Source organism: Cupriavidus yeoncheonensis (assembly GCF_905397275.1).
In the GTDB taxonomy this organism is placed as follows: Bacteria; Pseudomonadota; Gammaproteobacteria; order Burkholderiales; family Burkholderiaceae; genus Cupriavidus; species Cupriavidus yeoncheonensis.
The window spans coordinates 12304-25012 of the sequence record NZ_CAJPUY010000017.1 but is presented as its reverse complement, the minus strand read 5'-3'; the positions used below and the strand labels follow the sequence as shown (position 1 = coordinate 25012).

Below are 12709 nucleotides of genomic sequence, written 5' to 3'. Positions count from 1 at the left end.
GCGGAGTGGTGAGAGCGGAGTTGTGAGAGGTCAGTCGACGGTGGCGCCCGAGGTCTTGACGACCCTGGACCACTTGTCGATCTCCTGCCCGATGAAACGGACGGTGGCGGGGGGATCGGTCCATTCGGCGGCGAAGCCCTGCGTGGCGAAGCGCGCGCGCACGTCCGGATCCTGCAGGACGGCCTTGAGGGCGCCGTTGAGCGTGCCGAGGACAGCGGGCGGCGTGCCGGCCGGGGCCAGCAGCGCGTTCCACGCGCTGGCCTCGTAGCCGGGCAGGCCGGACTGGGCGATGGTCGACGTGTCCGGCGCGGCGGGCGAGCGCGTGGCGCCCGTGATGGCGAGCGCCTTGAGCTTGCCGTCGCGCACGAACGGCATGGCGGACAGCATGGTGTCGAACATCACCGTGGCCTGGCCGCCCATCACGTCGGTCAGCGCGGGTGCGCTGCCCTTGTACGGCACGTGCGTCATATGGACGCCGGCCATGCTATTGAACAGTTCCGCGGCGAGATGGGTCGACTGGCCGTTGCCGGAGCTGGCAAAGGTGACCTGTCCCGGCCTGGCCCTGGCCAGCGCGATCAGCTCGGCCACGTTGCCGGCCGGCGTGGCCGGCGCGGTCACCAGCACCAGCGGGCCGCGCGTGAGCATGCTGACGGGCGCGAAATCCCTGCGCGTGTCGTAGCCGGGCTTGCTGAACAGCGTCATGTTGATGGCGTGCGCGGTCGTGGCGACCAGCAGTGTGTAGCCGTCAGGCGCGGCCTTCGCGACGGCTTCGGCGCCGATATTGCCGCCGGCACCCGGACGGTTTTCCACCACCAGCGGCTGGCCGAGCTTCTCGGACAGCTTCTGCCCGACCACGCGGGCGACGATATCGGTCGGGCCGCCCGGCGGATAGGGCACTACCAGCCGGATCGGCTTGTGCGGGAACGACTGTGCCTGCGCGGCCGGCAAGGCCGTTGCGGACAGGGCCAGACAGGAAATCAGGGCGAACGCGTGCCGCCGGGATCGATTCGGTGCCAAAGGGGTACTCCGGTTGTGGATGCCGGCCGGGACGGACAGGCGCTTGCCGGCAAGGCGCCAGCGGCGGCGCTATTCGCGCCGGAAACGCAGCAGCGTGCCTTCGCCGAAACGCAGGAAGCCCGCCCGCACCCGGTCGCCGATGGCCACGCCGGGCTCGGCATGGCCCATCACGCGCGGGCCTTCGTCGAGCGTGGCCAGCACCAGCGTGTAGGGCGCGAGCGCGCGAAACGCTTCGTCCGGCGCGCGGCTGATCTCGGTCACGGCGTGGACGGTTGCCAGTCCGACGGCATCGCGCCAGCTCAACTGCAGGCCGCCGCAGGCTCGGCACGCGTGGCGCTCCATCGGCTGCCAGGCGCCGCAGTCGCGGCAGCACTGGTAGCGCACCACGCCGGCGCCCAGGCCCGCTGTGTACGGATGGGTCATGGCATGGCCTCCAGCACCAGGCTGACGTGGGATGACAGCACGCCGCCATCGGCATGGAACAGCGCGCGCCGGCGCGTGCCGGCCTGGCGTGCGCCGGCGCGGCCGGCGAGCTGGCGCGCGGCTTCGGCCAGGTGCATCAGGCCACCGGCCACGCCCGAGTGCCCGAAGGCAAGCAAGCCGCCGTGCGTGTTCAGCGCCAGTGGGCCGTCGCGCCCGAAGTCGCCCCCGCGCAACCGCGCATGCGCCTGCCCGCGTCCGGCCAGCCCAAGCTCCTCCAGCAGCATCACCAGCGTGATGGTGAACGAGTCGTAGACCGCCAGGTAGTCGATGCTGTCCGCGCCGCCGCCGGCCTCGGCAAACGCGCGCCGCGCGGCGTCGGCGGCGCCGGTCTGCATGACGTCGTCGATCGCGCTCAGGTGCTGGTGCCGGTGGGCCTGGCCCGCGCCGGCGATGCGCACCGGCGTGCCGGCACCGGGCTCGGCGGACACGACCACGGCGACCGCGCCATCGGAAATCGGGCAGCAATCCGACAGGCGCAGCGGCGTGGCGATGGCGCGCGCTGCCCGCGCGTCGGCCAGCGACAGCGGTTCGCGCAGGTGCGCATCGGGATGGCTCGCGGCGTGTTCGCGCATCAGCACGGCAAAGCCCGACAGCGCATCGGCATCCATGCCGGCTTCATGCAGGTAGCGCGAGGCCAGCAGCGCGTAGTAGGCCGGCACCGAGGCACCGTTGGGCACTTCGGCATGCGGTTCGCCGACCTGCGCCAGGGTCTGGATCGACTGGTCGCGGCTCTGGCCGCTGAGCCGGTTTTCGCCGGCCACCACCAGCACGTGGCGGCAGCGGCCGGCGCGCACTAGTTCGTGCGCGAGCATCGCCATCACGCCGCCGGTGGCGCCGCCCGCGGCCACGCCATGCGCATAGGCCGGCGTGAGCGAGGCGTACTCGCAGAAGCGGTCGGCCAGCATCAGGTGCGGCAGCGTGGTGGCATAGCCGCACAGCACGCCGTCGATGTCGGCGCGTGCCAGCCCACCATCGGCCAGCGCGGCATCGGCGGCCTGCGCCATCAGCGTCAGCGGCGTGCTGCCCTCCAGCCGGCCGAAGCGCGTATTGCCGGTACCGCGCAGATAGCTCTTGCTCGCCATATCAGTGCTTGAGCAGCGGGCACTGCGACTTCGCCGCCGGCATGAAGGCCTGTTCGCCCGGCACCGTCGCCAGCACCTTGTAGTAGTCCCACGGATACCTGGATTCCGCCGGGCTCTTCACCTCGAACAGGTACATGTCGTGGATCATGCGGCCGTCTTCGCGGATGCGGCCGTTCTTCGCGAAGAAGTCATTGATCGGCATGGATTTCATCTTCTTCATTACCGCGGCGGTTTCGTCGGTGCCGGCGGCCTGTACGGCTTTCAGGTAGTGCATGACCGATGAATAGGCGCCCGCCTGGCTCATGTTCGGCATCTTCTTCACCTTTTCGAAGTAGCGCCGCGACCAGGCCCGCGTGGCGTCGTTCATGTCCCAGTAGAACGCCTCGGTCAGCACCAGCCCGCTCGCCGTCTTCAGGCCGATCGCATGGATATCGTTGATATAGAGCAGCAGGCCGGCCAGGCGCTGGGCGCCGTTGCGGGTCAGGCCGAATTCCGACGCGGCCTTGATGGCGTTGACGGTGTCGCCGCCCGCATTGGCCAGGCCGACCACCTGTGCCTTGCTGGCCTGTGCCTGCAGCAGGTAGGACGCGAAGTCGCTGGCGCCGATCGGGTGGCGCGCGGCGCCCAGCACCTTGCCGCCGGCTTCGTTGATCACCGCGGTGGCCGATGCCTGCAGCGTGTGCCCGAAGGCGTAGTCGGCGGTCAGGAAGAACCAGGTCTTGCCGCCACGCTGCACCATGGCGCGCGCGGTGGTATTGGCGAGCGCATAGGTGTCGTACGCGTAATGCACCGACACTGGCGTGCACAGGTCGTTGGTGATGCGCTCGCTGCCGGGGCCCGAGAACACCACGATGCGGTTCTTCTGCTTGGCCACGTCCAGCACGGCCAGCGCCGGCGCGGATGCCGCCACGTCGAGGATGGCATCGACATGGCCGGTGTCAAACCACTCGCGCGCCTTGTTGGCGGCGATGTCGGCCTTGTTCTGGTGATCGACCACCACGAGCTCGATCTTCTTGCCCAGCACCTTGCCGCCGAAATCGTCGATGGCCATCTGCGCCGCGGTGGCGCTGCCGCGGCCGGTGACGTCGGCGTACAGGCCGCTCATGTCGAGCAGCATGCCGATCCTGACCACGTCGTCGGAGATTGCTGCGGTTGTCTGGGCCTGCACGGCGCCGCAGGCAAGCGCGGCGGCCATGGTCAGCGTGCCGGCGGCCTTGCGGAACATCGAATGGCGTAGCTTCATGTCGTCTCCCTGGCGTGTCGTGTCGTGTGGCGTGGTCAGACCGTGGCGATCGGTGTCACCGGCGAGCCCACCGCGCCCGGCAGGCGCAGCGGCGGGGCGGTGAGCTGGAAACGGGTGCGCCCATTGGCGCGCAGCCAGTCCGCCAGTTCGCGCAGGTACCACAGCTCGCCCAGCGGCAGGCCCAGCTTGAACAGGCAGTGGTGGTGCAGCGGCAGCAGCGGGTGGTGCGTGTCGCCATCGGGCGCGGGGCGGGCCGGGTAGCGCTCGACGGCGTAGTTGTCGGCGACCAGCGCGGCAATGCCGGTATCGGTGATCCATTGCAGCAGCCTGTCGTCGCGCCCGTCGAGCGCGCAGCAGCTGTGGTGCAGCACCGCTTCGTCGGGCTCGCGCTGCATCGACAGGACGATTTCGGCAAAGCCGGTGCGCAGCAGCAGCATGTCTCCGGGCTCGACTTCAGCGTTGGCCGCGTCCATGGCATGCATCAGGTCGTCATAGCCGACGTTGCGGAAGTCCATGCCGAAGGCGTGCGCCAGGTCCACCAGCACGCCGCGGCCCTGCATGCCCTTGGCCGCGAAGTTCTCGATGCCCAGCGCCTGCGCGGCGCTGTGGTCGTGCCCGCATGGGTGGGCGGCGAAGTGATCGTCCTCGGCGTAGTCCACGGGGCCGACGATATGCTCGTTGGCGCGGTAGCCGTTGTAGTAGACGCGCTCGGGCCTGCCATCGCCGTCGGCATCGAACAGCGCGCCCACGTGCGCGAGCGAGTCCCACTGGGTGCTGTACTGCAGGCACATCAGCACCTGGTCGTCGCTGATGACGTCGGTGGCGGCCGGGTCGACTTTTGCCAGCGGGAAGTTCACGTACGGGATGTCGTCGCGGAAGGTCGGGCGCAGCACCGGCGGGTGGCGGCGCGGATTGAGCTTGTTGCCGCCCGGGTAGTCGAGCGGCAGCGACAGGCAGAAGCTGAGGCCGGCCTGGACCTCGCGCGCGCCTTTCACGACCTGCTCGGGGCCGATCAGGTTGATGCGGCCGAGCTGGTCGTCGGGCCCGAAATCGCCCCAGTTCGAACCTTGCGGACGTTGCTTCCAGCGCATGTCATGCCTCCTCTCGTGTGCGGGGCCGGGCGGCCGGCCGTTCTTGTTCTGTGCCGGGGGTGGCGCCCGCGCGCGGGTGCCAGGTCTGGCAGATGGCATCGGCCTCGCGCCGCAGCGCGCGCGCCATGGCGGCTTCGCGGTCGGTGATGCGTTCATTGAGCGCCGCGATGCTGATCGCACCCAGCGGATAGCCGTCGGGGCCGGGCAGCGCGATGGCGATGCCGCCCATGCGCTCAATCACCACGTCCAGCAGCACCGCGTAGCCGCGCTCGCGCGTGGCCTGCACGTGGCCAAGCAGCATGGGCCGGCTGAAGCGCGGGTAGCGGCGCATGGCCGGCGCGATGCCGTCGAGCACGGCCTCCACCTCGGTGTCGGGCAGCGCGGCCAGCAACGCCAGGCTACCCGCGCCAATACCCAGCGGCCGGCGGCTGCCGACGTCCAGGTAATTGGCGCGGATCGGGAAGGTGCCCAGCCGCAGCTCGATGCACACCGACTCGCAGCCGCTGGGCACGGACAGGATGGCGCTGTCCTGGAAGGCATTGGCCAGCCGGATCAGCGCGGGCCGGACCAGCGGGCGCAGGTCGGTACGCTGCACGGTGGTGGCATGCAGCGTCAGCCATTCCGGGCCGGGCGTGAACGCCTTGGTGGCCGGGTCGCGTTGCACCATGCCTTCCGCCACCAGCGTTTCCAGCAGGCGCAGCGCCGACGCCTTGTCCACGCCGGCGGCGTTCGCGAGGTCGGTCAGGCGGCTGTTGCGGGCATCGGTCAGCGCGCGCAGCAGGCGACAGGCCTTCTGCAGCGAAGTGCTGGGAGTGGTCACGCCGGTTGTCTCCTTGCCAGGTTTTCGTCACGTGAAACCTGCAGGAGCGGTTATAGGCCAACCGGCAAGTGCCGTCATTTTGCGACGCAGAAAAATTTTGCCCGTTGAAACTCCCGGGGCTGCCGGAGCGGCATCCGCCGCGATGCGGTCATGACACCCGCCCCCGCGCGGGGCCGCGCGGCTAGTTCAGGGTTCGGGGCATCCTGACGCTTCAGCGTAGCGGAGGATGATGTACCGTATCGACGCGTCGCGGACCGGCATTGCGGTCCGATGAGTGCTGATCGATGCACTTCCTGGCTGAATATCAGGGCGCAAACGGCTCCTGTTCGATTACGCGGTGCATCGTCAAGTTATATTTGACATTTTGTCAATGACCATTGGGATTGTATAGCCGGCTTATCGAGGCAAAATGCCGGGTTGACCTCAACCGGAGACAACCATGACCAACGAAGCTTCCGTCGTCCGCGCTGTCCGCCACGGCGACGTGCAGGTGATCAGCATCAGCAATCCGCCGGTCAATGCGCTGGGCGTGGCTGTGCGCCAGGGCCTGAAGCAGGCCATCGAGCAGGCGCAGGCCGATGCCGGCGTGCGCGCCGTGCTGGTCGTGGGCGAAGGCAAGGCGTTCATCGCCGGGGCTGACATCCGCGAATTCGGCAAGCCGCCGATGCCGCCGTCGCTGCCCGAGGTCTGCAACCAGATCGAAGCGAGCGCCAAGCTCGTGGTCGCCGCCATCCATGGCCCGGCGCTTGGCGGCGGGCTGGAAGTCGCCATGTCGGCGCACTATCGCCTGGCCTTGCCGGCGGCGAAGCTGGGCCTGCCCGAAGTCAACCTGGGCCTGCTGCCCGGTGCCGGCGGCACGCAGCGTGCGCCGCGCCTGATGGGCGCGAAGGCAGCCGCCGAACTGATGCTGAGCGGCAAGCACCTGTCGGCCAGGGCCGCGCAGGCCGCCGGCCTGGTCGATCGCCTGGCCGAAGGGGAGGATCCGGTGGCCGCCGGTCTGGCCTATGTCAACGAACTGCTCGAGCAGGGCGCGCCGTTGCGCCGCACGCGCAACCTGGCCATTGCCGACAAGGCTGCCGCGCTGGCCGAACTCGACGCCCTGCAGGCCGATACCGCGAAGAAGAGCCGCGGCCTGTTCTCGCCGCTGAAGATCGTCGAATGCGTGCGCGCCGCCGTGGAACTGCCGTTCGACGAAGGCCTGGCGCGCGAGCGTGCGCTGTTTGTCGAATGCCTGAACAGCCCGCAGCGCGCGGGCCTGGTCCACGCCTTCTTTGCCGAACGCGAAACTGCCAAGGTGCCCGAAGCGCGAGGCGCCGCGCCGCGCGCGCTCAACCGCGTCGCCGTGATCGGCGGCGGCACCATGGGGGCGGGCATCACCGTGGCCGCACTGGACGCGGGCCTGCCGGTGGTGATGATCGAGCGCGATGCGGAGTCCATCGCGCGCGGCCAGGCCAACGTCGAGAAGGTCTACAACGGCCTGATCGCCAAGGGCCGCATGACCGAGGAAGGCAAGGCCGCGATCCTGGCGCGCTACACGCCGAGCACGTCGTATGAAGCCATCGCCGACGTGGACCTGGTGATCGAGGCCGTGTTCGAGGACATCGAGGTCAAGAAGGCGGTGTTCCAGCAGCTGGACCGCGTATGCAAGCCCGGCGCCGTGCTGGCCACCAATACGTCGTATCTCGATATCGACGCGATTGCCGGCAGCATCTCGCGCCCGCAGGACGTGATCGGCCTGCACTTTTTCAGCCCGGCCAACATCATGAAGCTGCTGGAGATCGTCGTGCCGGCCAGGGTCAGCCCCGACGTGGTGGTGACCGCGTTCGAGCTGGCCAGGCGTATGAAGAAGATCCCGGTGCGCGCGGGCGTGTGCGACGGCTTCATCGGCAACCGCATCCTGGCCGTCTACAAGCAGGCCGCCGACTACATCATGGAAGACGGCGCCAGCCCCTACGAGATCGACGAGGCCGTGCGCGGCTTCGGCTACCCGATGGGCCCGTTCCAGGTGACCGACCTGGCCGGCGGCGACATCGGCTGGGCCACGCGCAAGCGCCGCGCCGCGACGCGCGACCCGAAGGCGCGCTATGTCGAGGTCGCCGACCGCATCTGCGAGCGCGGCTGGTTCGGCCAGAAGACCGGCCGCGGCTTCTACCTCTACCCGCAAGGCGCGCGCGTCGGCCAGGCCGATCCGGAAGTGCTCGCCATTGTCGATGCCGAGCGCCAGAAGAAGGGCATCGCGCCGCGCAAGTTCACGGCCGAGGAGATCATGCGCCGCTACATGGCGGCCATGGTCAACGAAGGCGCCAAGGTGGTGGAAGAGGGCATCGCGCTGCGTCCGCTCGACGTCGACGTGACGTTCCTGTCCGGCTACGGCTTCCCGCGCTTCCGCGGTGGCCCGATGAAGTATGCGGACATGGTCGGCCTGCCGGCTATCCTGGAAGATATCCGCACCTTCGCCAAGGAAGACCCGCTGTTCTGGAAGCCCGCACCGCTGCTCGAGAAGCTGGTGGCGGAAGGCAAGGATTTCGCCAGCCTCAACCAGGCCCGCTGACAGGCGCGGCGCATGGCGCCCGCCTGGCCAAAGTAGTTCATTGCGACGAGGCCAACCCTGCCTCGTCGCAGCCCATGGAGACGAGCAATGCAAACTACAACGGAACAATCCCGGGGCATCGACTTCCCGCTGGAGGGAGTGCGTGTGCTGGACCTGTCGCGCGTGTTCGCGGGGCCGCTGTGCGGCCAGGTCCTGGCCGACTTCGGCGCCGAGGTAGTCAAGGTCGAGCACCCGGGCCGCGGCGACGACACGCGCGACTGGGGCATGCGCATCGGCAAGACCGAGACCACGTACTACAACAGCATGAACCGCAACAAGCGGTCTGTCACGCTGGACCTGCAGAGCAAGGAAGGCTTGCAGATCGTCTATGACCTGCTGCCGCAGTTCGACGTGGTCATCCACAACTTCAAGACCGGCGGCGCCGAGAAGCTGGGCCTGGGCTTTGAACAGCTCAAGGCCATCAAGCCCGATTTGATCTACTGCGCGGTGTCCGGCTACAACACCAGCGGCCCCGAGGCCAAGCGCCCCGGCTACGACCTGGTGATCCAGGGCGAGGCCGGCCTGATGGCGCTCAATGGCGAAGCCGACACGCCTCCGCTGAAGTTCGGCGTGGCCGTGGTCGACCTGATGACCGGCATGTACGCCGCCCAGGCCGTGCTGGCGGCACTGTTCCGCCGCGAGCGCAAGGGCAAGGGCCAGCTGATCGAGATGGCGCTGTATGACTGCGGCCTGATGGTCACCGGCTACTACGGCCTGGACGCCATGCTGCTGGGCCGCGACCCGGCGCGCTACGGCAATGCCCATCCGTCCATCGTGCCTTACGGCATGTTCGATGCCGCCGACGGTCCGCTGATCATCGCCGTGGGCAACAACAGCCAGTTCGACAAGTTCTGCCGCCAGGTGATCGAGCGCCCGGACATCGTCGAGGATCCGCGCTATGCGACCAATGTCGAGCGGGCGAAGAACCGCGAGACGCTGACCCCGCTGATCACGGGCCTGATCCACAGCTTTGCGCGCGACCTGCTGCTCGAACGCATGACGGCCTGCGGTATTCCGTGCGGCAAGGTGGCCGGCCTGCACGAAGCCCTGACCAGCGAGCGGACCCGCCAGGGCGGCCTGCTGCGCGAAATGCCGCACCCGGTGGCGGGCAGTACGCATGTGTTCGCGCCGCCGTACCGCATCGACGGCCAGCGCCTGCCGATCCGCAGCGCGCCGCCGACGCTGGGCGAGGGCACGCGTGCCGTGCTGCAGAACCTGCTGCAACTGAGCGACGAGCAACTGCAGGACCTGCAGGCGCGTGGCGTGCTGACGCTGCCGGAGGCACCGGGCAACGCCTGAGCATTCGCGCCGCGCGGACGTCATGAGAGTTGGCGCGGCCAGGCCTGGCAAGGGGGCCCATTGGAGACCTTGCACTGACTCAAACTGGAACAATAAAGTGCGCATTCGAAATTTCACCCGTATGGTCCACTCCCGCCGTCGTGCCATCCTGGCACTGGCCGCCGCACCGCTGCTGATCGGCAGCGCGTTCGCACAGGCGTGGCCGAGCAAGCCGATCAAGCTCGTGGTGCCCTTCCCGCCGGGCGGCCCGACGGACACCGCGTCGCGCATCGTCGGCCAGAAGCTGGGCGAGGCCCTCAAGCAGCCCGTGATCGTCGAGAACCGCGCCGGTGCATCGGGTTCCATCGCAGCCGCGCAGGTGGCCAAGAGCGCGCCCGATGGCTACACGTTCATGATGCTGGCCACGCCCACGCTGCTCGCGCCGCACCTGTACAAGAAGGCCGGCTACGACACGCTCAAGGACTTCACGCCGGTGGCCACGGTCTATGACCTGCCCATCGTGATCGTGGTGAACCCCACGCTGCTGCCGAACGTGACGGACCTGCCGAAGCTGATCGCGCAGGCCAAGTCCCAGCCCGGCAAGCTCAACTACACCAGTTCGGGTGCCGGCAGCTTCGGCCACCTGAGCATGGAACTGCTCAAGCAGATGGGCGGCTTCGAGATGCAGCACGTGCCGTACAAGGGCGGCGTGCCCGCGATCAGCGACACCATCGGCGGCCAGGTGCCCATCATGTACGCCGACCTCGTCGCCGCGCTGCCGCACATTCAGGCGGGCAAGCTGCGCGCCATCGCCGTCGGTTCGCCGCAGCGCGTGGCCATGCTGCCGGACGTCAAGACCATCGCCGAGCAAGGCTTCAAGGGCTATGACGCGGTGTCGTGGGGCGGCCTGCTGGCGCCGCCGGGAACGCCGAAGGACGTGGTGGACCGCGTCTCGACCGAAGTCGGCAAGATCCTGGCCGACAAGGATGTCCAGGACAAGCTGCTGAAGGCCGGCGCCATTGCCAGCTACCAGGCTCCGGCACAGATGGGCCAGCGTATCCGCCAGGATTACGCCAAGTGGGGCAAGGTGATCCGCGAGAAGGGGATCGCGGTCGAGTAAGTTTCACCGCAAGTGTCACCACGCCGGCCGCGCCGCAACGGCGTGGCTGGCGCTCATCATTCCCGGGCGTTCACCGCCCCGGCCCGCGCTCCAGGATCTTGTACAGATGCGAGCGCGAGATCCGCAGTTGCCCGGCGGCACGCTTCTTGTTGCCGCCATGGCGGGCGATCGCGTCGACCACCGCCGCATAGGCCAGCTCGCTCATTCCCGCAGACGTCTCGTTCACTGGCAAGGGCGCCGCTGCCGCGGCAGGCAGGGTGCCCGCTTCCGCGTCTTCGTGCGAATAGGCCCGCGCCAGCGGATGCACGGGCGGTTCGCTCTCCACGCCGACCAGCCCGCGCGCCGCTTCGCCGCGCGCAAAATCCACGACGCGCAGCGTGCGGCCATCGCAGAACACCAGCGCTTCCTCGATGCGCTGGCGCAACTGGCGCACATTGCCGGGCCAGGGCTGGCCCGCAAGGTGACGCGCCACATCAAGATCGATCTTCGGCAAAGGCACGCCGTTGCGGGCGCAGAACGCGCTGACGAAGTGCTGCAGCAGCGCGGGAATGTCCTCGCGCCGCTGCCGTAGCGCGGGAATGCGCAGCACCACGCCGCTGAGCCGGTAGTACAGGTCCAGCCGGAAGCGCCCGGCATCGATGAGCGCCGGAATATCGCGGTTGGTCGCCGAGATCAGCCGGAAGTCCACCCGCTGCGCGCGCCGGCTGCCGAGCCGCTCGACCATGTGGTCTTCCAGCACGCGCAGCAGCTTGACCTGCATCTCCATCGGAATGTCCGCGACTTCGTCGAGGAACACGGTGCCGCCGGCGGCAAGTTCCAGCTTGCCGGCCTGCCCCTGGCGCCGGCTGCCGGTGAAGGCGCCGGGCGCGTGGCCGAACAGTTCGGACTCGATCAGCGTGGCGGGCAGCGCCGCCAGGTTGAGGCTGACCAGCGGCCGTTCGCCCGCCGGCTCGCGCCCCGCGCTGTGGATGGCGTTGGCCACCAACTCCTTGCCCGTGCCGCTTTCGCCGAGGATCAGCACGGGCACGTCCAGCCGTGCCACGGTCTGGATTTCGCGGCGCAGGCGCTGCATCGGCGCGCTTTCGCCAATCAGGCCCGGCGCCGGCTGGTGCTCGCGCAGGCCATCCAGTTCGCGCTGATAGCGCTCGACCTGCGAGCGCAGTTCGGTCAGCTCGTCGTGCATGCGGACCATGGCCTCCGGCCCCTTGAACAGGATCTGGCCGATGGCCCCGACCACCTCGCCGTCCTGGCGGATCGGAATGCGGTTGACCACGCGCGTGATGCCGTTCATCTGCTGCAGCTGCCCGATCTCCGCCTTGCCGCTCGCCACGACCTGCGGCAGCCGCGAATTCGGAATGACCCTGGCGGCGGGGCGCCCGATGCCTTCACCGGGGTCCAGGCCCAGGAATTTCTCGTGCACGGGACTGATGAAGCGCACGCGCCCGTCCCGGTCGGCCACGGTGATGGCCTGGTACGGGTCGGTGAGGAAGTGGTCGAGGATGGCGCTGGCGAAAGGGACCGTGCAAAGGAAGTCGAACAGCACCGCGTGCGTGTCCGCGCGGTGCAGCAGGATCAACTGGTGGCCGCCGTCCTCCAGGCACAGGCCGATGTAGCGGTGCGCGCCGGCGTCGACCGGAAACAGCCGGCTGCCGTTGGCGCGATCGGTGGCCCGGTCGCAGGCAGCCTCCGCCGCATTGGCCGTGGCGGGGTCGGCGCAGACGCCGACGGCTGCGACGCGCCCGCCATCCGGTCCGCGCACCACGGCGCCAACCGTGGCGGCTGTGCCGGTGTCTTGTGTTGCTGCTGAGGACACAGACGGTCTCCGTGAGTGTCCTTGCTATGGACACATTCTGTCGTTGTGGCGGACATCATAGACCGCGGGAGAAGAATCCTCAATGAAATCAAAGGGGACCGGTGTGTCTTCAACCTGGCACGGCTTGTGCGGTACTGAACCCGGCACATCGCCCCCATCCCACCCGGAGACA

Annotated in this window: 10 protein-coding genes; 3 read left to right on the top strand and 7 right to left on the bottom strand. The window is 68.8% G+C overall.

The genetic code is table 11. The features are described from left to right. Positions 1–30 precede the first annotated feature (30 nt). The 6 genes from KHO22_RS21940 to KHO22_RS21915 form a co-directional block, all read right to left on the bottom strand. Positions 31–1017, bottom strand: coding sequence for a tripartite tricarboxylate transporter substrate binding protein (locus KHO22_RS21940; RefSeq protein ID WP_211949284.1), 987 nt, complete (start codon positions 1015–1017; stop codon positions 31–33). A gap of 69 nt (positions 1018–1086) precedes the next feature. Beyond that, entirely contained in the window at positions 1087–1440 is a 354-nt protein-coding gene (locus KHO22_RS21935; protein ID WP_211949283.1) for a Zn-ribbon domain-containing OB-fold protein, read from the bottom strand. Continuing rightward, positions 1437–2582: a thiolase family protein gene (locus tag KHO22_RS21930; protein ID WP_211949282.1), complete on the bottom strand. Its 1146-nt coding sequence runs from the start codon at positions 2580–2582 to the stop codon at positions 1437–1439. Before KHO22_RS21930 ends, KHO22_RS21935 begins: the two co-directional genes overlap by 4 nt. A gap of 1 nt (position 2583) precedes the next feature. After that, complete coding sequence (locus KHO22_RS21925; protein WP_211949281.1) at positions 2584–3825, bottom strand: ABC transporter substrate-binding protein; 1242 nt, start codon at positions 3823–3825, stop codon at positions 2584–2586. Positions 3826–3860: 35 nt separating this feature from the next. Beyond that, positions 3861–4916 carry a cyclase family protein gene (locus KHO22_RS21920; RefSeq protein ID WP_211949280.1) on the bottom strand — a complete coding sequence of 352 codons (1056 nt, stop codon included), beginning with the start codon at positions 4914–4916 and terminating at the stop codon, positions 3861–3863. Position 4917: 1 nt separating this feature from the next. Next, positions 4918–5736 (bottom strand): IclR family transcriptional regulator, encoded by an 819-nt coding sequence (locus tag KHO22_RS21915; RefSeq protein ID WP_211949279.1) that lies wholly within the window; start codon positions 5734–5736, stop codon positions 4918–4920. Positions 5737–6175: 439 nt separating this feature from the next. On the opposite strand from KHO22_RS21915, the gene KHO22_RS21910 reads away from it, so the two are divergent. From KHO22_RS21910 to KHO22_RS21900, 3 genes are all read left to right on the top strand, one after another. Then, a complete protein-coding gene (locus KHO22_RS21910; protein ID WP_211949278.1) occupies positions 6176–8287 on the top strand; it encodes a 3-hydroxyacyl-CoA dehydrogenase NAD-binding domain-containing protein in 2112 nt (703 codons plus the stop codon). 87 nt (positions 8288–8374) lie between these two features. Next, positions 8375–9625, top strand: a complete 1251-nt coding sequence (locus tag KHO22_RS21905) for a CaiB/BaiF CoA transferase family protein (protein ID WP_211949277.1) — start codon at positions 8375–8377, stop codon at positions 9623–9625. 121 nt (positions 9626–9746) lie between these two features. Continuing rightward, entirely contained in the window at positions 9747–10724 is a 978-nt protein-coding gene (locus tag KHO22_RS21900) for a Bug family tripartite tricarboxylate transporter substrate binding protein (RefSeq protein WP_211949276.1), read from the top strand. Between the two features lie 70 nt (positions 10725–10794). Here KHO22_RS21900 and KHO22_RS21895 read toward each other — a convergent pair whose 3' ends face one another. Further along, on the bottom strand, positions 10795–12537 hold the full coding sequence (locus KHO22_RS21895; protein ID WP_211949275.1) for a sigma-54 interaction domain-containing protein: 1743 nt from the start codon (positions 12535–12537) through the stop codon (positions 10795–10797). Positions 12538–12709 lie beyond the last annotated feature (172 nt).

What these genes read in the sequence shown, in the direction of transcription:
- KHO22_RS21935 (WP_211949283.1), bottom strand. Translation starts at nt 1,440, where the DNA reads ATGACCCATCCGTACACAGCGGGCCTGGGCGCCGGCGTGGTGCGCTAC.
- KHO22_RS21930 (WP_211949282.1), bottom strand. Translation starts at nt 2,582, where the DNA reads ATGGCGAGCAAGAGCTATCTGCGCGGTACCGGCAATACGCGCTTCGGC.
- KHO22_RS21925 (WP_211949281.1), bottom strand. Translation starts at nt 3,825, where the DNA reads ATGAAGCTACGCCATTCGATGTTCCGCAAGGCCGCCGGCACGCTGACC.
- KHO22_RS21920 (WP_211949280.1), bottom strand. Translation starts at nt 4,916, where the DNA reads ATGCGCTGGAAGCAACGTCCGCAAGGTTCGAACTGGGGCGATTTCGGG.
- KHO22_RS21910 (WP_211949278.1), top strand. Translation starts at nt 6,176, where the DNA reads ATGACCAACGAAGCTTCCGTCGTCCGCGCTGTCCGCCACGGCGACGTG.
- KHO22_RS21905 (WP_211949277.1), top strand. Translation starts at nt 8,375, where the DNA reads ATGCAAACTACAACGGAACAATCCCGGGGCATCGACTTCCCGCTGGAG.
- KHO22_RS21900 (WP_211949276.1), top strand. Translation starts at nt 9,747, where the DNA reads ATGGTCCACTCCCGCCGTCGTGCCATCCTGGCACTGGCCGCCGCACCG.